The 20,947-nt window shown below is 68.7% G+C and carries 14 protein-coding genes; 7 read left to right on the forward strand and 7 right to left on the reverse strand.

Annotated elements, in window-relative coordinates; translation table 11 throughout:
- Window positions 1–170: 170 nt before the first annotated feature.
- Window positions 171–2,279, reverse strand: a complete 2,109-nt coding sequence (gene fusA / locus LE197_RS10850; RefSeq protein ID WP_003118529.1) for an elongation factor G — start codon at window positions 2,277–2,279, stop codon at window positions 171–173.
- Between the two features lie 275 nt (window positions 2,280–2,554).
- On the opposite strand from fusA, the gene LE197_RS10855 reads away from it, so the two are divergent.
- The 7 genes from LE197_RS10855 to LE197_RS10885 all read left to right on the forward strand — a co-directional run bounded on the left by LE197_RS10855 (window position 2,555) and on the right by LE197_RS10885 (window position 12,658).
- On the forward strand, window positions 2,555–5,197 hold the full coding sequence (locus LE197_RS10855; RefSeq protein WP_023109161.1) for a TonB-dependent receptor: 2,643 nt from the start codon (window positions 2,555–2,557) through the stop codon (window positions 5,195–5,197).
- A gap of 179 nt (window positions 5,198–5,376) precedes the next feature.
- Entirely contained in the window at window positions 5,377–7,101 is a 1,725-nt protein-coding gene (locus LE197_RS10860; protein WP_226034028.1) for a carbamoyltransferase, read from the forward strand.
- A 43-nt stretch (window positions 7,102–7,144) separates the two neighbouring features.
- Complete coding sequence (locus tag LE197_RS10865; RefSeq protein WP_003114866.1) at window positions 7,145–8,308, forward strand: MFS transporter; 1,164 nt, start codon at window positions 7,145–7,147, stop codon at window positions 8,306–8,308.
- Window position 8,309: 1 nt separating this feature from the next.
- A complete protein-coding gene (locus LE197_RS10870) occupies window positions 8,310–8,978 on the forward strand; it encodes an HAD family hydrolase (protein ID WP_023109163.1) in 669 nt (222 codons plus the stop codon).
- Window positions 8,975–9,613 (forward strand): YdcF family protein, encoded by a 639-nt coding sequence (locus LE197_RS10875; RefSeq protein WP_023109164.1) that lies wholly within the window; start codon window positions 8,975–8,977, stop codon window positions 9,611–9,613. Before LE197_RS10870 ends, LE197_RS10875 begins: the two co-directional genes overlap by 4 nt.
- A gap of 148 nt (window positions 9,614–9,761) precedes the next feature.
- On the forward strand, window positions 9,762–11,606 hold the full coding sequence (locus LE197_RS10880) for a copper resistance system multicopper oxidase (protein WP_023109165.1): 1,845 nt from the start codon (window positions 9,762–9,764) through the stop codon (window positions 11,604–11,606).
- On the forward strand, window positions 11,603–12,658 hold the full coding sequence (locus LE197_RS10885; RefSeq protein ID WP_023082939.1) for a copper resistance protein B: 1,056 nt from the start codon (window positions 11,603–11,605) through the stop codon (window positions 12,656–12,658). The genes LE197_RS10880 and LE197_RS10885 overlap by 4 nt, the downstream gene beginning before the upstream one ends.
- Window positions 12,659–12,677: 19 nt before the next feature.
- Here LE197_RS10885 and LE197_RS10890 read toward each other — a convergent pair whose 3' ends face one another.
- The 6 genes from LE197_RS10890 to LE197_RS10915 form a co-directional block, all read right to left on the reverse strand.
- Window positions 12,678–13,901, reverse strand: a complete 1,224-nt coding sequence (locus LE197_RS10890) for a DUF2235 domain-containing protein (protein ID WP_003088736.1) — start codon at window positions 13,899–13,901, stop codon at window positions 12,678–12,680.
- Between the two features lie 202 nt (window positions 13,902–14,103).
- The gene (locus LE197_RS10895) at window positions 14,104–15,285 is read right to left on the reverse strand and encodes an aminotransferase class V-fold PLP-dependent enzyme (RefSeq protein WP_003120247.1); all 1,182 of its coding nucleotides are present in this window, start codon (window positions 15,283–15,285) and stop codon (window positions 14,104–14,106) included.
- 145 nt (window positions 15,286–15,430) lie between these two features.
- A complete protein-coding gene (locus tag LE197_RS10900; protein ID WP_023109166.1) occupies window positions 15,431–17,041 on the reverse strand; it encodes an ABC transporter ATP-binding protein in 1,611 nt (536 codons plus the stop codon).
- 1 nt (window position 17,042) lies between these two features.
- Entirely contained in the window at window positions 17,043–18,059 is a 1,017-nt protein-coding gene (locus tag LE197_RS10905; protein WP_023081727.1) for an ABC transporter permease, read from the reverse strand.
- Window position 18,060: 1 nt separating this feature from the next.
- Window positions 18,061–19,134 (reverse strand): microcin C ABC transporter permease YejB, encoded by a 1,074-nt coding sequence (locus tag LE197_RS10910; RefSeq protein ID WP_016253498.1) that lies wholly within the window; start codon window positions 19,132–19,134, stop codon window positions 18,061–18,063.
- 1 nt (window position 19,135) lies between these two features.
- Complete coding sequence (locus LE197_RS10915) at window positions 19,136–20,944, reverse strand: extracellular solute-binding protein (protein WP_023109167.1); 1,809 nt, start codon at window positions 20,942–20,944, stop codon at window positions 19,136–19,138.
- Window positions 20,945–20,947: the final 3 nt, after the last annotated feature.

Below are 20,947 nucleotides of genomic sequence, written 5' to 3' on the forward strand. Positions count from 1 at the left end.
CGATTCGCCATCCTTGTGACCGTATAGGTGCGGGCCTTGGTCACTGTCTTATAGTTAAGCATCCAGGGGCGTCAAAAACCCCGCTTGGCAAGCGCATCGGCGCCGAAGATGCGGCTGCCGCTCCCGCAAAGGCGCGCGCCGCCGCTGGCCTCGGCGGCGCGCGGCGGCTCTCAGCGGCCCTGCCTGGCGACGATCGCCTCGGCCACGCTGGCCGGTACCTCGGCATAGCGGACGAACTCCATCGAGTAGCTCGCGCGCCCCTGGGACATCGAGCGCACGTCGGTGGCATAGCCGAACATTTCGCCCAGCGGGACCTCGGCACGGATCACCTTCCCCGCCGGGGTATCCTCCATGCCCTGGATCAGGCCACGCCGGCGGTTGAGGTCGCCCATCACGTCGCCCATGTAGTCCTCCGGGGTCACCACCTCGACCTTCATCACCGGCTCCAGGAGCACCGCTCCGCCCTTCTGCGAGAGTTGCTTGGTGGCCATCGAGGCGGCGATCTTGAACGCCATCTCGCTGGAGTCGACGTCATGGTAGGAGCCGTCGTACACCGTCGCCTTCAGGCCGATCAGCGGGTAGCCGGCGAGCACGCCGTTCTGCATCTGGTCCTCGATGCCCTTCTGGATCGCCGGGATGAATTCGCGGGGAATCACCCCGCCGACCACCTCGTTGTGGAACTCCAGGCCTTCCTGCCCCTCGTCGGCCGGAGCGAAGCGGATCCAGCAATGGCCGAACTGGCCGCGGCCGCCGGACTGGCGGACGAACTTGCCCTCGATCTCGCAGGTGTTGCGGATGGTCTCGCGATAGGCCACCTGCGGCTTGCCGATATTGGCTTCGACGCCGAACTCGCGGCGCATGCGGTCGACGATGATGTCCAGGTGCAACTCGCCCATCCCGGAAATGATGGTTTGCGCGGTCTCCTCGTCGGTCTTCACCCGGAACGACGGGTCTTCCTGGGCCAGCTTGCTCAGGGCGATGCCCATCTTCTCCTGGTCGGCCTTGGTCTTCGGTTCCACCGCCACCGAGATCACCGGATCGGGGAAGTCCATGCGTTCGAGGATGATCGGCTTGTCGATGGCGCACAGGGTGTCGCCGGTGGTCACGTCCTTCATGCCGATCAGCGCGGCGATGTCGCCGGCGCGCACTTCCTTGATCTCGTCGCGCTGGTTGGCGTGCATCTGCACCATCCGCCCGACCCGCTCCTTCTTGCCTTTCACCGAGTTAAGCACCGCGTCGCCGGAAGTCAGCACCCCGGAATACACGCGGGCGAAGGTCAGGGTGCCGACGAAGGGGTCGGTGGCGATCTTGAACGCCAGCGCCGAGAAAGGCTCGTCGTCGTCCGCATGGCGCTCGTCGTGCTTCTCTTCGTCGTCCGGGTCGGTGCCCCTGATCGCCGGGATTTCCGACGGAGCCGGGAGATAGTCGATCACCGCGTCGAGCACCAGCGGCACGCCCTTGTTCTTGAACGAGGAGCCGAGCACCGCCGGTACGATCTGGTTGGCCAGGGTCCGCTGGCGCAGCCCGGCCTTGATCTCCTCGATGCTCAGTTCCTCGCCTTCCAGATACTTGTTCATCAGTTCGTCGTTGGCCTCGGCAGCGGCCTCGACCATGTGCGCCCGCCACTCCTCGGCCAGCGCCCGCAGCTCCGCCGGGATCTCCTCCTCGCGGTAGCTGGTGCCCTGGTCGGCATCGTTCCAGTAGATGGCCTTCATCTTCACCAGGTCGATCTGCCCGCTGAAGTTTTCCTCCGCGCCGATCGCCAGTTGGATCGGCACCGGGACATGGCCCAGGCGTTGCTTGATCTGCGCGACCACACGGAGGAAATCGGCGCCCTGGCGATCCATTTTGTTGACGTAGGCCAGGCGCGGCACATGGTACTTGTTGGCCTGGCGCCAGACCGTCTCGGACTGCGGCTCGACTCCGTCGGCGCCGCTGAACACCACCACCGCGCCATCGAGCACGCGCAGCGAGCGCTCCACCTCGATGGTGAAGTCGACGTGGCCGGGGGTGTCGATGATGTTGAAGCGATAGCGGTGCGGGAACTGCTTGGTCGAGCCCTGCCAGAAGGCCGTGGTCGCCGCCGAGGTGATGGTGATGCCGCGCTCCTGCTCCTGGACCATCCAGTCCATGGTCGCCGCGCCGTCATGGACCTCGCCCATCTTGTGGTTGACGCCGGTGTAGAAGAGGATCCGCTCGGTCGTCGTGGTCTTGCCGGCGTCGACGTGGGCGACGATGCCGATGTTGCGATAAAGCTCGATGGGAGTGGTGCGAGCCATGATCTGCCCCTTGGGTGCTGCCCTGGATGATGGGAACGACTGCTGAAAGAAAAATGTAGCTGAAGAAAGGACGCCGCAGCACCGCCGCGACGCCTGCTTTTCGACCTCGGCAGAGGGGACTGGTTCTGCCGCTCCGGCCCGCCGACGAAAGGCGCGACGGCAGGGCTTGTTCCCAGCGGACATAAACTCATGGCGCAAAGGTCTAAGCCGTCCCTGGAAAATCCCCCGGCTCGACGGACATCCCTGGACACACCGGAACAAGGGATGCCCCGACCATGCACCGATCGCTCCACACCGACGCGCCGCTGGGCGCCGCCCTGCTGCTGGCCCTGCAGCTCGCTCCCGGCAGCGCCGCCGCGGCGGAGGATCAGGCGCCTGTCGACCCGCCCACGGTCCAGTTGCAACGAATCGAGGTGACCGGCAGCGCGATCCGCCGGGTCGATGCGGAAACCGCGGTGCCGATCAGCGTCCTGCGCGCCGAGGAGCTGCGCCAACAGGGCGTGACCAGCACCGAGGAACTGATCGGCCGGCTTTCCGGCAACCAGGGCGTATACAACTCCAGTCGCTCGGTCGGCAGCGCCACCGGCGGCGCCTCGTTCGCCGACCTGCGCGGAATCGGCGCGAACAAGACCCTGGTGCTGCTCAACGGCCGGCGCCTGGCGAACAATGCCATCGACGGCTCCGCGGTGGATCTCAACACCATTCCCTTCGCCGCCATCGACCGGGTCGAGGTGCTGCGCGACGGCGCCTCCGCGCTGTACGGCACCGATGCCATCGGCGGGGTGATCAACTTCATCACCCGCAAGAGCCTGAACGAAGGCCGCTTCGACAGCGGCTACGCCTCCCCCACCCACGACGGCGGCGGCAACCAGCGCAACGTCAGCGCTAGCTGGGGCTTCGGCGAGCTGGAGGAGGATCGCTTCAATGTCTTCGCGGTGGCCAACTACGACAAGCAGGAGCGCCTCGGCGCCAAGGACCGCGGCTACACCTACAACTACCAGCCGGGACGCGGCCTCGACTACAGCTCCGGCACCGCCTTCCCCGGCAACTGGAGCCAGGGCGCCAACGCCAGCAATCCGCTGGCCGCCGGCGGTTGCAAGGGCGCCGACCTGATTCCGCGCAACGGCATCTGCCGGCAGAGCCTGTGGCGCTACCTCGACCTGGTGCCGGAAACCGAGAAGACCTCGGTGTTCAGCCGCGCCACCGGCAAGCTGGCCGACGAGCACAACGTCAGCCTGGAGTACTTCTGGTCGCGCAACGACAACGCTACCCAGGTCGGCCCAGGGACCCTAACCGGCCTGCAGATCGATCCCGGCACCGCCTTCTATCCCGGCAACGGCATCACTCCCGGACCCGGCGGCTTCGCCCTCGACCCGAGCCGGCCGGTGGAGGTCAACTGGCGACAGAGCGTGCTCGGGCCGCGCCTGCAATCCTCGCAGAACACCGGCCAGCGCCTGCTGCTCGGCTTCGACGGCCGGTTCGCCGACTGGGACTACGATATCGGCGCCTCGTACAACCAGAACAAGGTGGTCGACCATATCCACAGCGGCTACGTCGATGATCGCGCCGCCGCCCTCGGCATCGCCAACGGGACGCTGAACCCGTTCGGGCCGCAGACCGACGCCGGCCTCGCCTACCTCGGCAGCCATGCCCTGAGCGGCGACTTCCGTACCTCGGTCGGCCGCGTCAAGGGCCTGGACGCCCGCGCCAGCCGGGAGATCGGCGACTGGTTCGGCGCCGGGCCGGCGGCCCTGGCGCTGGGCGGCGAGTTCCGCAAGGAAGCGTTCCACCAGGACATCCAGGACTTCGCCGGCAACGTGCAGAGCCTCGGCGTCGATCCCGCCGCCACGGTCAGCGGCGAGCGCAACCTGAAGGCGCAGTACGCCGAACTCAACGTGCCGGTGCTGGACAGCCTGGAACTCAGCGCGGCGATCCGCCACGACAAGTACAGCGACTTCGGCAGCACCAGCAACCCGAAATATTCGTTCCGCTTCCAGCCGTTCCGCCAGTTGGTCCTGCGCGGCGCCTACAGCGAAGGTTTCCGTGCGCCGTCGCTGTACGAACTGTACAACCCGACCTTCACCACCTATACCAGCGCCAACTACGACGACCCGCGCCTGTGCGCCGGCGGCCAGCCGAGCCAGGGCGGCATCGCCAACCGCGACTGCGCCCAGCAGTTCTACAACGCCACCGGCGGCAATACCGACCTGCGACCGGAAACCGCGCGCAACGTTACCCTGGGCCTGGTCTACCAGCCGCTGCGCGACCTTTCCGTCGGCCTGGACTTCTGGTGGATCAGGATCGCCAACCAGATCGCCGAGTTTCCCGAAGCGGCGATCTTCGCCGACCCGCAGGCCTACGCCGGACGCATCGTGCGCAAGGCCGACGGCTCGATCGATCACGTCGTCACCGGACTGGCCAACCTCGGCAAGGTAAAGACCAGCGGCGTCGACCTGAGCCTCGATTATCGTTTCCCGGCCAGCCGCTACGGGCAGTTCGGGCTCGACCTGCAAGGCACCTACGTGTCCCGCTACGACTTCCAGCAGCAGATCGGCGGCCAGTACCTGGACAACGTCGGCGACTTCCAGGGCGTCGGCGTGATCGCCCGCTGGAAGCACGTCGCCAACGCCACCTGGAGCCGCGACGCCTGGCAGGCCACCCTGAGCAACCGCTACACCAGCGGCTACAACGACTACAACCGCGCCAGCCACGGCAAGGTCGGCTCGTGGAACCTCTGGGACCTGGCCGGCAGCTACCGCCTCAGCCACGCGCTGGGGCTGACCCTCGGGGTGAAGAACCTGTTCGACCGCGAACCGCCGTTCAGCAACCAGACCTACACCTTCCAGAGCGGCTACGACCCGCGCTACACCGATCCCTACGGGCGCATCCTGTTCGGCCGCCTCAGCTACAGCTTCTGATGCCGGCGCGGGCGCCCGGCCGGTATGGCCGGCAAGCCCGTCGACGGCTGTCCAGCTACCAGATCCGGTAGCCCTGCCAGATTTCGCAGGCGACCAGATCTGGCAGGTTGTTGGGCTCCCGGTGCCATGCAACCTATTACGCCTCTCGCCCCCCACCCGTTCGCGCAAGAGGACACCGCATGATCATTCTCGGGATCACCAACAACGACCTGGCCGGCGCCTGCCTGGTGCGCGACGGCGGGATCGTCGCCGCCGCCAGCGAGGAGCGCTTCACCCGCCAGAAGGACCACAAGGCCTGGCCGAGCCGCTCCATCGACTATGTGCTCGGCGAGGCCGGCATCGACCTGGCCGACATCGACCGCATCGCCTACGGCTGGAACGCCGGGTTCGACGCCGGGCGGCACCTCGACCTCTATCTGGACCGGGTCCTCGAGGAAGCCCGCGAGCGTCCCGAGGGCCTGCCGCACCTGCGCAAGCGGATCGCCGACGAAATGGCCAACGACAAGGCCAAGCGCGGCGAATTCGTTGCCTTCGTCCGCGCCAACGGCCTGCGCGGCAAGGTCGAGTACATCGACCATCACGAATGCCACGCCCTCGGCGCGTTCGTCTGCTCGCCGTTCGACGAGGCGCTGACCCTCACCTGCGACGGCCGCGGCGACTTCCAGTCGCTCACCGTCACCCACTACCGCGCCGACGGCGGCGAGACGGTCCTGCAACGCGAGACCAGCGTCGACAGCCTGGGCTACTTCTACGGGCGCATCACCCGCCTGCTCGGCTTCAAGCCGAACCGCCACGAAGGCAAGATCACCGGCCTGGCGGCGTTCGGCGACGCGGAAAAGCTGCTGCCGCTGATGAACGACATGATCCGCCTGGAGAACGGCCGCCTGCGCGCCCGCTGCGGCGAACTGTACCTGCCCTCCTACGACGGCTACAGCGATCCGCTGCTGCAACGCTGCGCGGCGGAACGCCCGGCGGATGTCGCCGCCGCCGCGCAAAGGCACTCCGAAGACCTGCTGGTGGCCATCGCCCGGGAGCACGTGGCGCGCACCGGCTGCGCCAACCTGTGCCTGGCCGGCGGGGTGTTCGGCAACGTCAAGCTGAACCAGCGCCTGCGCGAGATCCCCGGGGTCCGCGATGTCTACGTGCTGCCCTGCATGGGCGACGGCGGCCTGGCCCTGGCCGCGGCGGTGGCGGTGGCCTATCGCGAGAACGGTACGCGCTTCCCGGCGCCGAGCATGGCCCTCGGGCCGGACGCGCGCAGCGCCGCGCAGAATGCCGAGCTGATCGCCAGCCAGTACCCGCAGCTGGCCTACAGCCGGCCGGCCAACCTGATCGAGACGCTGGTCGAAGCGCTGCGGGAAAACCAGGTGCTGGGCATGTTCAAGGGCCGCATGGAGTTCGGTCCGCGCGCCTTGTGCAACCGCAGCATCGTCTACCATCCCGGCGATGCCAGCGCCAACGACTGGCTCAATCAGCGCATGGAACGCACCGAGTTCATGCCATTCGCCCCGGTCACCGCGGTAGAACACGCCGAGGCTTGCTACGTTGGCTGGCGTGAAGACCAGGTGGCGGCCGACTACATGACCATGACCTACGACTGCCATGCGGATTTCCGCGAGCGCTGCCCGGCAGTGGTGCATGTCGACGGCACCGCCCGGCCGCAGATCATCCGGCCGCAGGCCGATCCGTTCATGCACGCCCTGCTGCATGCCTGGCATGCCCGCAGCGGCCAGCCGGCGCTGATCAACACCTCCTTCAACCGCCACGAGGAACCGATCGTCTGCGCCCCGCAGGACGCCCTCGGCGCGCTGGAGGACGGCATGGTCGACCTGGTGGTGCTGGGCGAGTCCCTGCTGGTCTGGCGCAAGGGCGAGAACGCCTTCGCCAGGGCGCGCTTCGAGTGAGGCGCAAACCGCAGCGAACCGGCACGGCGACGCGGGAACCGGCATGTACCTGATCTTTTCCGGCTACTTCGCCGCCGAGGGGCTGATCTATCCGTTCTGGCCGACCTGGCTGGCCAGCCTGGGCTTCGGCGCCAGCCAGATCGGCCTGTTGATCGCCGCGGCCTACTGGCCGCAGGTGATCGCCGGGGTGGCGCTGACCTACGTGGCCGACTGGCGCATCGACCAGTTGCGCCTGGCGACCCTGCTGGCGGCCCTGGCCGGCGCCTGCGCCCTGCTGTTCCAGCTGGCCGAGGGCCTGCCCCTGTTCATCGCCCTGAGCGTGCTCTACGGCGCATTCTGGACCAGCGTGCTGCCGCTCACCGAATCCTACCTGCTCAAGCGCGACAAGGCCGCCCTGCAGAACTACGGGCGGGTACGCGCAGTCGGTTCGCTGGCCTTCATCCTCACCGCGACCCTGGGCGGCCTGCTGCTCGGTCGGTTCGGCCAGCAACTGGTGCCCGCCCTGGTCGGCCTGACGATGCTGCTCACCGCGCTGGCCTGCCTGTTCCTCCGTCGCCGCAGCCTGCGCCGTCCGGACTCGCCGCTGCCGGGCGCCAGGCGCCGTCCCGACCTGCGCGGGATCCTCCGGCAACGCCCCCTGCTGCTGGCCATCGCCGCGGCGGGAATGATCCAACTGAGCCACTCGCTGTACTTCACCACCGCCTCGCTGGGCTGGCAGACGCTGGGCTACTCGTCGTTCTCGGTCGGCGCCTTCTGGGGCCTGGCGGTGATCGCCGAGATCAGCTTCTTCGCCGTCTCCAACCGCATCCTGGACCGCCACCCGGCGCTCCAGGTGATGCTCTTCTCCAGCCTTTGCGCGGCGCTGCGCTGGGGCCTGCTGGCCGGCAGCGAACACCTCGCCGCGATCCTCCTCGGCCAGTGCCTGCACGCCCTCAGCTTCGCCGCCTACCACGCCGCGGTGATGCGTTACATCCGCGACCACGCGCCGGAAAGCGCGCGGGTACTGACCCAGGGGATCTACTACTCTCTGGCGGTAGCGCTGCCCATGGGCCTCGCCAGTCCGGCCGCCGGCTGGCTGTACGAAGGCCTGCCGCAGTGGTCCTATCTGATCATGGCGCTGTTCGCCCTCGGCGGCGCGGTCCTGGTCTGGCTTGCCCTACAGAGTGCCCGAGATGCATCGACTAGCGTTTTCAGCCGTTCTGTTTGACATGGACGGCGTCCTGATCAGCTCCCGCGAAGCCATCGCCGCGGCCTGGAGCCGGGTCGCCGGCGAACAGGGCGTGGCGCTCGGCCCGGACTGCCTGCGCGACCACGTGCACGGTCGCCCGGGCGGCTACACCCTGGACTATCTGTTCGGCCACCTGCCGATGGAGCGCCGGCGGATCCTCAAGCAACGGGTCGATGCGCTGGAGGAAGGCGCCGACTGTCCCCTGCTGCCCGGCGTCGCCGCGGTGATCCGCCAGCTGCGTTGGCTGGACGTGCCCTTGGCGCTGGTCACCAGCAGTTGGCCGGCACGCATCGACCACGTGCTGCGCCAGCACGACCTGCAGGCGGCGTTCCGCACCCTGGTCAGCCGCGACGACGTGGTCCACGGCAAGCCGGCTCCGGATGGCTATCGCCTGGCCGCGGCCAGGCTCGGCGTGGCACCGTCGCGCTGCCTGGTGTTCGAAGACTCCCTCAGCGGCGTGCAGGCCGCCTGTGCCGCCGACGCGACCTGCGTGGCGATCGGCGAGGAGAGCGGCCTGCTCGCCGCCGGCGCGCGCTGGTCGGTCCGGGATTTCCGCGAGCTACGGATCGTCCGCGAAGACGACCGGCTGTACTGCCAGCATCGGCACCCCGCCACGACCGGCAGCGAGAGGAGCGTTGGCGTCCCATGAGCCCGACCCTGCAAGATGCCCGGCTGCTCTGGGAATTCCTCGGCCAGGGCCGCTGCCATGTGCCCTGCGAACTGCTGGTGGTATGCGGCTCCTACGACCTGCGGGTCTGCGACCACGCCTGCGAACTGCTCGAACGCGGCCTCGCCGAACGCCTGCTGTTCACCGGCAACACCGGGCACTGGACGCGCCATCTCTGGGTCGAGCCGGAAGCCGAGCTGTTCGCCCGCCATGCCAGGGCACGCGGGGTAAGCGACAGCCTCATCGTGATCGAGCCGCGGGCGACCAACTTCGCCGAGAACATCGCCTTCGCCCGCGAGCTGTTCCCCGACCTGCGCCGCGCGACCTTCGTCACCAAGCCCAACTCGATCCGCCGCGTGGCGCTGACCCTGCCGGTCCGCTGGCCGGGTCTGGAGGGACACGTGGATGCGCCCGACTACGCATTTCCCGACGGCATCTCGAACCTGGTCGGCGTACTCGGGGTGATCGACGAGATGGTCGGCGACCTTGACCGCATCATGCGTTACCCGGCGCTGGGCTTCCAGGTCGCCTGCCCGATCCCGGCGCAGGTCATGGACGCCTGGGAACGCCTGGTGGCGCGCGGTTTCGACCGCCACCTGGTGAACCCGCCGCGCTGAGCTGACAGCACTGTAATCTTCCCCACAGCTTGCCGACAGGCGCGCGCCGCTAGGGTGTCCGCATCGCCGCACCGCCCTGGCGGGGCCGCGACCTCCCGGCTGCGCAGGCTCGCGCAGTCCGTCCTGCCACCTGCGTGGAAACCAGCGGATGCACAGAACTTCGCGACGCACCTTCGTCAAAGGCCTCGCCGCCACCGGTCTGCTCGGCGGACTGGGTCTCTGGCGCGCCCCGGCCTGGGCCCTGGCCGGGCCGGGCCAGCAGAACCTGCTCGCCGGCGACAGTTTCGACCTGTTCATCGGCGAGACCCCGGTGAACCTCAGCGGCTCGCCGGCCACCGCCATGACCATCAACGGTTCGCTGCCCGGCCCGACCCTGCGCTGGCGCGAAGGCGACAACGTGACCCTGCGGGTGCGCAACCGCCTCGCCGAGGACACCTCGATCCACTGGCACGGCATCATCCTGCCGGCCAACATGGATGGCGTGCCGGGCCTCAGCTTCGAGGGCATCGCTCCCGGCGGTCTCTACGAATACCGCTTCAAGGTCCGGCAGAACGGCACCTACTGGTACCACAGCCACTCGGGGCTACAGGAGCAGGCCGGGGTCTACGGCGCCCTGGTGATCGACGCCCGCGAGCCGGAACCGTTCAGCTACGACCGCGACTACGTGGTGCTGCTCAGCGACTGGTCGGACGAGAAGCCGCAGCGCATCCTCGCCAAGCTGAAGAAGCAGTCCGACTACTACAACTTCCACAAGCGCACCGTCGGCGACTTCATCGACGACGTCAGCGCCAACGGCTGGGCCGCGACCCTGGCCGACCGCAAGATGTGGGCCGAGATGAAGATGAGTCCCACCGATCTCGCCGACGTCAGCGGCTACACCTATACCTACCTGCTCAACGGACAGCCGCCGGACGGCAACTGGACCGGCCTGTTCCGCCCCGGCGAAAAGCTCCGCCTACGCTTCGTCAACGCCTCGGCGATGAGCTATTTCGACGTCCGCATTCCCGGCCTGAAGATGACCGTGGTGGCCGCCGACGGACAGCACGTCGAGCCGGTCAGCGTCGACGAGTTGCGCATCGCCGTGGCCGAGACCTACGACGTGATCGTCGAACCGGGCGGCGAGCGCGCCTATACCCTCTTCGCCCAGTCCATGGACCGCAGCGGCTACGCCCGCGGCACCCTGGCGCTGGCCGAAGGGCTTAGCGCGCCGGTGCCGACGCCCGATCCGCGCCCGCTGATCGGCATGGACGACATGGGCATGGGCGGCATGGACCACGGCGCCATGGGGCATGGCGCGGCGACGAGGCCCGCCAGCGAGATGGACCATTCGAAGATGTCGGGCATGGACATGAATGGCATGGACCATTCGAAGATGGCCGGCATGGACATGAACGGCATGGACCACTCCAAGATGGCCGGCATGGACCACTCCAGGATGGGCATGGACACCATGCCGATGCAGTCCCATCCGGCTTCGGAGGACGGCAACCCGCTGGTCGACATGCAGACCATGACGCCGACACCGAAGCTCGCCGACCCCGGCCTCGGCCTGCGCGACAACGGGCGGCGGGTGCTGACCTACGCCGACCTGCGCAGCCGCTTCGCCGACCCGGACGGCCGCGAGCCGGGGCGCACCATCGAGCTGCACCTGACCGGGCACATGGAGAAGTTCGCCTGGTCCTTCGACGGCATCAAGTTCTCCGACGCCGAGCCGCTGCGCCTGACCTACGGCGAGCGCCTGCGGATCGTCCTGGTCAACGACACCATGATGACCCACCCGATCCACCTGCACGGCATGTGGAGCGACCTGGAGGACGAGCAAGGCAACTTCCTGGTGCGCAAGCACACCATCGACATGCCGCCGGGCACCCGCCGCAGCTACCGGGTCACCGCCGACGCCCTGGGACGCTGGGCCTATCACTGCCACCTGCTGTTCCACATGGAGATGGGCATGTTCCGCGAAGTGCGGGTAGACGAAGGAGACAACACATGAGCCGCCAGCCGAAACCCGCCCGCCTGGCCGGCGGTGCCCTCGCCCTGGGTCTGCTGCTGGGCCTGCCGAATCCCGTCGAGGCCGCGCAGGACAATGGCATGGACCACTCGGCCATGGACCACGGCGCGATGCCTGGCATGGACCACGGCCAGAGGACCTCCGCCCCGGCGAAACCCATGGACCACCAGGGGATGGGGCATGGCCGGATGCCGGGGATGGACCACGGCACCGCATCGCCCGCCCCGGCACAGCCCATGGACCACCAGGGAATGGACCATGGCCGGATGCCGGGGATGAGCCGCGCTGCGCGGCAACCTCCGGCGCAGGCCGCGCCCAGCCAGAGCCGTACGCCGATCCCGGTGCCGACCGAGGCCGACCGCCGTGCCGCCTTTCCGCCGCTGGAGGGGCACAAGGTGCACGACAGCGCGCTGAACAGCTTCTTCCTGCTCGACCAGTTGGAATACCAGGACGCCGACGACGGCAGCGCGCTGGCCTGGGACGCCAGCGGCTGGATCGGCGGCGACATCAACCGCCTGTGGCTGCGCAGCGAAGGCGAACGGCTCGACGGCAAGACCGAGGACGCCGAGGTCCAGGCGCTGTTCGGGCACGCCATCGGTCCCTGGTGGGACCTGGTCGCCGGCGTGCGCCAGGATTTCAAGCCCGGCTCGCCGCAGACCTGGGCGGCGTTCGGCGTGCAGGGCCTGGCGCTCTACGACTTCGAGGCGGAAGTCACCGCCTTCCTCGGCGAGAACGGCCAGAGCGCGCTGCGCCTGGAGGGCGAGTACGACATCCTGTTGACCAACCGGCTGATCCTCCAGCCCAGCGCCGAGGTCAACCTGTACGGCAGGAACGATCCCGCCCGCGGCATCGGTTCGGGCCTTGCCGATAGCGAGCTGGGCCTGCGCCTGCGCTATGAGATCCGTCGCGAGTTCGCGCCCTACATCGGGGTGACCTGGAACCGCTCCTACGGCAACAGCGCCGACCTGGCCCGCGCCGAGGGCGAGGACGACGACGAGGCGCGCTTCGTCGCCGGTATCCGCATGTGGTTCTGAACGCGATCGCGGCCAGCCGCTAGCGGTAGCCGTCGAGCAACGGCGAATCGTCGATGAGGTCGCAGCGTTCCAGCGCTGGCAGGTTGCACGGCCGGTAGTCGGGGCATTCGTCCAGCCGCCGCTGCACCGAACGGTGCAGCTTGACCCGGGTTTCCTGCCCGACCGGTTCCAGCGGCCGCGAGCGCGGCCGGCCACGCGACCAGCGCCAGGCGCGGTTGCCGCTGCGGCGGTCCCAGACCAGCAGCGGCAGCCACTCGGCCAGGCGCCAGGGCCGGGTCATCACCGGCAGGATCGGCGCGGTCGGGTCCGGGCCCTGCTTCGAACGTGCGCGCAACTGGTCGCGGCTGCGCGCCGGGTCGACATGCAGACCGGCCTCCAGCGCCTCGCCGAGCATCCAGGTAAAGGCCACCAGAGCCAGCCGCGAGTCCTTCGGCGCATAGCCACCGCCGACATCGGAGTGCATACCGGGGAACCACACCTGCAACACGTCGGACTTGCGGTCCTTCTCGCCGAACCAGAGGTTCTGCCGGAAGAAGCAGCGGCATTCGTCGATGGCCAGGGCCTGGCGGACCACGTCGACCATTTCGTTGTTCGAGGAATACGGCACGGTCAGCGGGTCGTAGACCCAGCCCACCGAGGTCACGGTGTCGAACAGGCCGAGGAAGTGCACCTTCACCTGCCGGCCGAAGACCTTGCGGAAGCGTCCCAGCAGGCCGAAGTCCGGTCCGCGGCGACGCGTGCCGGCCCGCTTGTCTTCGTCGCGGGGCGGCATGCGGGTGGTGAGCAGGGTCCAGGCGTAGTCGAAGAGGTGCGGCTGGTGCGCATCGATCAGGCCCACCGCGCGCAGCATCGCGGCCAGCACCCGCACCGCGTAGGCCCCGCGGGAAAAGCCGAAGAGGAATATCTGGTCGCCGGGCCGGTAGTGCTCGGCGAGGAAGCGATAGGCGCCCTCGACGTTGCGCTTGAGCCCCCAGCCGAAGGCCAGGCCGGCGATCCGCGAGGGAAACTTCTGCCACTCGAACAGGGTTTCCTTCAGGCCGAAGGTGCCGACGCCCTGGTCGTAGTAGGCCAGCACCCTGCGCGGATCGCGCGACAGCGAGCGGTACAGGCGCACCACGTTGGTCGGCTGGTCGCCGAAGCGGTTCGAGGTTCCGTCGATGCAGACCACCAACTGGCGCGGCGCGTCGTTGTCCTGGGCGCTGCCGGCAGGCGGCAAGGCGGAATCGGGGGAGAGATCGTCCATTGGGCTCACGCAGGCAAAGCCTGACTTCCGTCGGCGGTGGATGGGAATGGCGACGCATGATACCCAACCTGGATGATCCGCCAAGCGCACATTGCCGGGAAATGGCGGCAAAGACGAAAAGCCCCTGGAGCCGCAGGGCGAATAACCGCTTCGCGGTTATCCGCAGCCCCTGGCTTCGGCGAGGGCGGGTCGAGCCGGCCGCTCAGCCTGCCCTGGATACCCCGAGGAACGGCTGCCACGCCGGCGCGCCACTATCCGCCGCGGCCTTGAGGGCGGCCACCGCCGCGTCGACGTCGGCCTCGCGGGTGTAGCGACCGAGGCTCAGGCGCACGCTGCGGCCAGCGCTGGCGGCATCGTGGCCGAGGGCGAGAAGCACGTGGGACGGCGCCGGCCGCGCCGAGTTGCAGGCCGAGGTGCTGGACACCGCCAGGCTGGACTCCAGTGCCTGGGGGACAAAGGCCGGGTTGTCGAAGGTCAGGTTCAGGGTATGCGCGATGCGTGCGTCGGCGCTGCCGTTCAGGCGCCAGCCGTCGATCTGCGCCAGCCCCTCCAGCAGACGCCGCTGGAGTCCGGCGATGCGCCTGCCCTCCTCCTCGAAAAGCTCGCCGGCGAGGGCGAAGGCCTCGCCCATACCGACGATCTGGTGGGTCGCCAGGGTCCCGGAACGCAGGCCCTGCTCGTGTCCGCCGCCGTGGATCTGCGCCTTCAGCCGCCGCTCGGCGCGCGGCCCGACGTACAACGCGCCGATGCCCTTGGGCCCGTAGGTCTTGTGTGCGGAGAACGACATCAGGTCCACCGCCAGGCGGCCCAGGTCGATCGCCACCTTGCCGCTGGCCTGCGCCGCGTCGACGTGGAACAGCGCGCCGCGCTCGCGCACCCGTTCGCCGATGGCGGCGATGTCGGTCAGGGTGCCGAGTTCGTTGTTGACCCGCATCAGCGACACCAGACGGGTATCGGCGCGCCAGGCCGCCTCCACCTGTTCCGGCCGGATCAGGCCATCGGTGCCGGGCGCCAGCCAGGTCACGCTCCAGCCGTCATCGGCGAGTTGCTGCACGGTGTCCAGCACCGCCTTGTGCTCCAGGCGACTGGTGATCAGGTGGCCGGGTGCGTCCAGCGCCTGGGCCACGCCCTTGAGGGCCAGGTTGTTGGATTCGGTGGCGCCGGAAGTCCAGACGATCTGCCCGGCGCTGGCGCCGACCAGCGCGGCCACCTGCTCCCTGGCCCGCTCCACTGCCCGCCGCGCCTGGCGGCCGTAGGCATGGGAATTCGACGCGGGATTGCCAAAACACGCCTGGTAGCCGAGACACTCCACCATGGCCCGGATCACGCGCTCGTCCACGGGCGTGGTGGCGGCGTAATCGAAGTACAACGGTAACGAACTCATCGCATTCCCCCAATCGATCGGACGGACCCGGAAGCCGACATGGCTCCTTGTCCCTGACGGGCCCGCAGGCCGATCTTAAGAAAAGCGCCGGGGCGTCTGGAAAGAACCTTTCGGAACATCCTTAGAGTCAGCATGGTTTCCCGCCTCAGATTCCCAGCCCGGCCACCCGCAGGTGCTCTTCCAGGCGCAGCGCGGGTATCGCTCCGAGCAACTCGCGGGTATAGGGGTGGCGCGGCTGGCTGAACAGCGCAGCGGCGCTGCCCTGCTCCACCACCCGGCCGTCCTTGAGCACCAGGATGTCGTGGGCCAGGGCGCGTACCACGGCCAGGTCGTGGCTGATGAACAGGTAGCTCAGCCCGTGGCGACGCTGCAACCGACGCAGCAGCTCGACCACCTGGCACTGCACGCTGCGGTCGAGCGCCGAGGTCGGTTCGTCGAGCAGGATCAGCGCCGGCTTCAGCACCAGCGCGCGGGCGATGGCGATGCGCTGGCGCTGGCCGCCGGAAAACTCGTGGGGATAGCGTTCCAGGCAAGGCTCGTCGAGACCGACCTCGCGCAGTGCCTCCAGCACCCGCGCGCGGCGTTCGCCGGCATCGCCGATGCCATGGATACGCAGGCCTTCGCCGACGATCTGTTCCACGCTAAGGCGCGGGTTGAGGCTGCCGTAGGGGTCCTGGAACACCGCCTGGAACTGCCGGCGCAATGGCAACAGGCGCTTGCCGTGCAGCCGGTCGAGGCGCTCGCCCTGGAACAGGATCTGCCCTTCGGCCGGCAACAGGCGCAGCAGCGCCTGGCCGAGGGAGGACTTGCCCGAACCGCTTTCGCCGACGATCCCCAGGGTGCTGCCACGGCGCAGCCGCAGGCTGACCTCGTGCACCGCGCGCAGTCCCGCGCGCCGGCGCAGCCAGCCGCCGGGCGCGGGGTAGTCGAGGCTCAGCGCGCGCACCTCCAGGCAGGTCTCGCGGTACGCCACCGGCTCCGCCAGCCCACCCGGCTCGGCCTCGATCAGCAGGCGCGTGTAGGGATGCCGGGGCGAGCGGAACAGCGTCTCGCAGGCGTTCTCCTCGACGATCTGGCCATCGCGCATCACGCAGACCCGATCGGCGACCCGGCGCACCAGGTTGAGGTCGTGGCTGATCAGCAGGATCGCCATGCCCAGCCGTCGCTGCAAGCTTTGCAGCAGCTCCAGGAGGCGTTTCTGCACGGTGACGTCGAGGGCCGTGGTCGGTTCGTCGGCGATCAGCAGTTGCGGCTCGCAGGCCAGCGCCATGGCCAGCATCACCCGCTGTCGCTGGCCGCCGGAGAGCTGGTGCGGATAGGCCTCGAGCAGGCGTCGCGGCTGTTCCAGGCCGGCCAGTTCGAGCAGTTCCAGTACCCGCTCGCGCAGCGCGGCGCCACGCAGGCGGCGATGCAGGCGCAGGCCCTCGCCGACCTGGCGGCCGATGCGCTGCAACGGATTGAGCGAGGTCATCGGCTCCTGGAACACCATGCCGATGCGCTGCCCACGAATCGCCAGCAATGCCTGCGGCGACAGGGCGAGCAGTTCCTCGCCGTCCAGGCGCACGCTGCCGCCCAGGCGCGCCGCGCCCGGCAGCAGGCGCAGCAGGGCGTGGGCGGTCTGCGACTTGCCGGAGCCGGACTCGCCGACCAGGGCCAGGGTCTCGCCGGCGCGCAGGCTGAAGTCGATCCCCTTCACGACCTGCGTGTCGCCATAGGCGACGCTCAGGTTTTCCACTCGCAACAGTTCCCGGTTCATCTCATGTCCTCGGATCGAAGGCGTCGCGCACCGCATCGCCGATGAACACCAGCAGGCTGAGCAAGGTCGCCAGGACCACGAACACGGTCAGCCCGAGCCAGGGCGCCTGGAGGTTGTCGCGGCCTTGCCCGACCAGTTCGCCAAGGCTCGGCGAGCCGGGCGGCAGGCCGAAACCGAGGAAGTCCAGGGCGGTCAGGGTAGTCACCGCGCCGCAGAGCAGGAACGGCAGGAAGGTCAGGGTCGCGACCATGGCGTTGGGCAGGATGTGCCGGAACATCACCCCGGCGTCGCCGAGGCCGAGGGTCCGCGCCGCCTTGACGTACTCCAGGTGACGACCGCGAAGGAACTCGGCGCGAACCACGTCGACCAGGCTGGTCCAGGAGAACAGCAGCATGATCGCCAGCAGCCAGCCGACCCCGGGCTGCACCAGGCTGGCGAGGATGATCAGCAGGTAAAGCATCGGCAGACCCGACCAGACCTCGATGAAGCGCTGGCCGAACAGGTCGATCCAGCCGCCGTAGTAGCCCTGCACCGCGCCTGCGCAGATTCCCAGCAACGACGAGGCCAGGGTCAGGCCGAGGGCGAAGAGAATCGACAGGCGCAGGCCGTAGATCACCCGCGCGAGCACGTCGCGGCCCTGGTCGTCGGTACCCAGCCAGTTCTCCGCCGAGGGCGGCGCCGGCGCCGGGCGCGCGTAGTTGATGCTGCGCGCGTCGAAGCGGATCGGCGGCCACAGCGCCCAGCCGTCGCGGGCGATGCGTTCGCTCATGAAGCGACCGCGGTAGTCCGGCGGGAACGGCAGCTCGCCGCCGAAGGCGGTTTCCGGATAGTCCCGCAGCACCGGCAGGAACCACTGGCCACGGTATTCCAGCAGCAGCGGGCGGTCGTTGGCGATCAGCTCGGCGAACAGGCAGGTGACGAACAGCGCGAGGAACAGCCGTAGCGCCAGGCGCCCGCGGCGGTTGGCGCGGAACGCGGCGAGGCGGCGGCGGTGCAGCGGGGAAAGGACGATGGCCATCTCACTGTTTCCTCGCGGCGAAGTCGATGCGCGGGTCGACCAGGCTGTAGGCCAGGTCGCCGGCCAGCTTCACCAGCAACCCGAGCAGGGTGAAGATGAACAGGCTGCCGAACACCACCGGGTAGTCGCGGCCGAGCGCCGCTTCGTAGCCCATCAGGCCGAGGCCGTCGAGGGAGAACAGCACCTCGATCAGCAGCGACCCGGTGAAGAACACCGAGACCAGCGCCGCCGGCAGCCCGGCCACCACCAGCAACATGGCGTTGCGGAACACATGGCCGTAGAGCACCCGGCGCTCGCTGAGCCCTTTGGCGCGAGCGGTAGCGACGTACTGCCTGGATATCTCGTCGAGGAAGCTGTTCTTGGTCAGCAGGGTCAGGGTGGCGAAACCGCCGACCACCAGCGAACCCACCGGCAGCGCCAGGTGCCAGAGGTAATCGGCGAAGCGCGCCAGCGGGCCGAGGCGCTCGGCGCCCTCGGAAGCCAGGCCGCGCAGGGGGAACCAGTCCAGGTAGCTGCCGCCGGCGAACAGCACGATCAGGACGATGGCGAAGAGGAAGCCGGGCACCGCATAGCCGACCACCACCAGCGCGCTGCTCCACAGGTCGAAGGCGCTGCCGTGGCGCACCGCCTTGGCCACCCCCAGGGGAATCGACACCAGGTAGGTGATCAGTGTCGCCCACAAGCCCAGGGACAGCGAGACCGGCAGCTTCTCGGCGATCAGGTCGATGACCCGCGCGTCGCGGTAGAAGCTCTCGCCGAAATCCAGCCGGGCGTAGCTCGACAGCATCAGCCAGAGCCGTTGCAGCGGCGGCTTGTCGAAGCCGTACTGGCGCTCCAGGGCGGCCACCAGCTGCGGATCGATGCCGGTCTCGCCGTGGCGCTGCGGTTCCAGAGCGCCATGCCCACCCTCCCCGCCACGCCCCAGCGGGCCGCCGCCGTCGACGCCCTGCAGGCGCGCGATGGCCTGATCCACCGGCCCGCCGGGTGCGGCCTGGACGATGGCGAAGTTGATCAGCAGGATGCCCAGCAGGGTCGGCAGGATCAGCGCCAGGCGGCGCAACAGGTAGCCGCCCATGTCACTGCGCCTCCCGGCTCGGCGCGGCCCGCTCGCGGACTTCCCACCAGGTGTTCAGCCCCAGGCTGTAGCGCGGCGCCTGCGGCGGTCGGCCGAAGCGATTCCAGCTGGCGATCCAGATCTCGTCGGAATACCAGGTCGGGATCAGGTAGTAGCCCCATTGCAGCACCCGGTCGAGGGCGCGCACGGCGGTTTCCAGGGCGGCCCGCGAGTCGGCCTCGACCACCGCCTGGACCAGCCGGTCGATGGCCGGGTCCTTCAGGCCGATGCGGTTGTAGCCGCCGGGATCGGCGTAGCTGGAGGAATGCCAGAAGCTGTACTGCTCGTTGCCCGGCGAATTGGACTGGGAGAAACTCGAAACGATCATGTCGTAGTCCCGCGCACGTATGCGCTCGATGTATTGCGAAGCGTCCACCTGGCGCAGGCGCATATCGATGCCGATCCGCGCCAGGTTGCGCTGGAACGGCAGCAGCGCGCGCTCCAGGCCCTTGCCCTGGAGCAGGAGGTCGAAGCGCAGCGGCCGTCCGGCGGTATCCAGCAGGCGCCCGTCGACGGCATGCCAGCCGGCCTCGCCGAGCAGGCGGTAGGCCTGCACCAGGCGCTCGTGGATATCGCCGCTGCCGTCGTTCACCGGCGGAGCGTAGGCCTGGCCGAAGACCTCCTCGGGGATTTGCCCGCGCAGCGGCTCCAGCAAGGCCTGCTCGTCGGCGCCGGGCAGGCCGCGGGCGGCCATCTCCGAGTTGTCGAAATAGCTGCGCAGGCGCTTGTAGCGACCGCCGAAGAGCTGCCGGTTGGTCCATTCGAAGTCGAACAACAGGCTCAGCGCCTGGCGTACCCGGCGGTCCTCGAACAGCGGCCGGCGCAGGTTGAACACCAGGCCCTGGAGGCTGGCCGGGTACGGGTAGGGAAAGCTCTCCTGGCGCAACCGGCCATCGCGCAGGGCCGGCGAGTCGTAGCCGCTGCTCCAGGCCTTGACGCTGGTCTCGACATTGATGTCGGCCTGCCCGGCCTTGAACGCCTGCAAGGCCACGCCGCTGTCGCGGTAGTAGTCGAAACGGATCCGCTCGAAGTTGTACAGGCCACGCCCGACCGGCAAGTCGCGAGCCCACCAGTCGGGGTTGCGCCGGTAGCTCACCGAACGCCCCGCCTCGGCCTTCTCCAGCCGGTAAGGTCCGCTGCCCAGCGGCGGCTGCATGCTGCTGCGGTTGAAGTCGCGTCCCTGCCACCAATGCCTGGGCAGCACGTAGAGCTGGGCCAGCACCAGCGGCAGTTCGCGGTTGCCGGCATGACGGAAATCGAAGCGGATGCGCAGGCGATCCTCCACCACCGGCTCGCGGACCTCCTTGTAGTAGGCGCGCCAGAACGGGCTGCCCTGCTCGACCAGGCTATCGAAGGAAAACTTCACGTCCTCGGCGGTGACCGCCACGCCGTCGCTGAAGCGCGCCCGCGGATCGATATGGAAACGCACCCAGCTGTTGTCCGGGGCTTTCTCGATGTAGCGCGCCAGGTAGCCGTATTCGGTGAACGGCTCGTCCAGTGACTGGAAGCCGAGGGTTTCGTAGATCAGCGCGGCCTGGGTCATGCTGATCGGCGTGCCGCGGTTGGCGAAGGGGTTCAGCGTGTCGAAGCTGCCGCTTTCCATCCGCCGCAGGCTGCCGCCCTTGGGCGCCTGCGGGTCGACGAAGTCGAAGTGCTGGAAACCCGGCGGATATTTCGCCGGCTCGTCGTAGAGCGTGATGGCATGGCGCGGCTCGCTGCGGGCCAGGCTGGCGAGCAGGCAGCAAGCGAAGACCAGGATGCGTCCGGGCATGGC

The sequence above is a fragment of the Pseudomonas sp. PS1(2021) genome (assembly GCF_020405165.1).
GTDB classification, from domain to species: domain Bacteria; phylum Pseudomonadota; class Gammaproteobacteria; order Pseudomonadales; family Pseudomonadaceae; genus Pseudomonas; species Pseudomonas aeruginosa.

Bases quoted from the DNA above. Each gene is read 5' to 3' on its own strand.
- LE197_RS10895 (WP_003120247.1), bottom strand. From the start codon at position 15,285: ATGAGTTCGTTACCGTTGTACTTCGATTACGCCGCCACCACGCCCGTG.
- LE197_RS10855 (WP_023109161.1), top strand. From the start codon at position 2,555: ATGCACCGATCGCTCCACACCGACGCGCCGCTGGGCGCCGCCCTGCTG.
- fusA (WP_003118529.1), bottom strand. From the start codon at position 2,279: ATGGCTCGCACCACTCCCATCGAGCTTTATCGCAACATCGGCATCGTC.
- LE197_RS10885 (WP_023082939.1), top strand. From the start codon at position 11,603: ATGAGCCGCCAGCCGAAACCCGCCCGCCTGGCCGGCGGTGCCCTCGCC.
- LE197_RS10915 (WP_023109167.1), bottom strand. From the start codon at position 20,944: ATGCCCGGACGCATCCTGGTCTTCGCTTGCTGCCTGCTCGCCAGCCTG.
- LE197_RS10900 (WP_023109166.1), bottom strand. From the start codon at position 17,041: ATGAACCGGGAACTGTTGCGAGTGGAAAACCTGAGCGTCGCCTATGGC.
- LE197_RS10910 (WP_016253498.1), bottom strand. From the start codon at position 19,134: ATGGGCGGCTACCTGTTGCGCCGCCTGGCGCTGATCCTGCCGACCCTG.
- LE197_RS10905 (WP_023081727.1), bottom strand. From the start codon at position 18,059: ATGGCCATCGTCCTTTCCCCGCTGCACCGCCGCCGCCTCGCCGCGTTC.
- LE197_RS10880 (WP_023109165.1), top strand. From the start codon at position 9,762: ATGCACAGAACTTCGCGACGCACCTTCGTCAAAGGCCTCGCCGCCACC.
- LE197_RS10865 (WP_003114866.1), top strand. From the start codon at position 7,145: ATGTACCTGATCTTTTCCGGCTACTTCGCCGCCGAGGGGCTGATCTAT.
- LE197_RS10860 (WP_226034028.1), top strand. From the start codon at position 5,377: ATGATCATTCTCGGGATCACCAACAACGACCTGGCCGGCGCCTGCCTG.
- LE197_RS10870 (WP_023109163.1), top strand. From the start codon at position 8,310: ATGGACGGCGTCCTGATCAGCTCCCGCGAAGCCATCGCCGCGGCCTGG.
- LE197_RS10875 (WP_023109164.1), top strand. From the start codon at position 8,975: ATGAGCCCGACCCTGCAAGATGCCCGGCTGCTCTGGGAATTCCTCGGC.
- LE197_RS10890 (WP_003088736.1), bottom strand. From the start codon at position 13,901: ATGGACGATCTCTCCCCCGATTCCGCCTTGCCGCCTGCCGGCAGCGCC.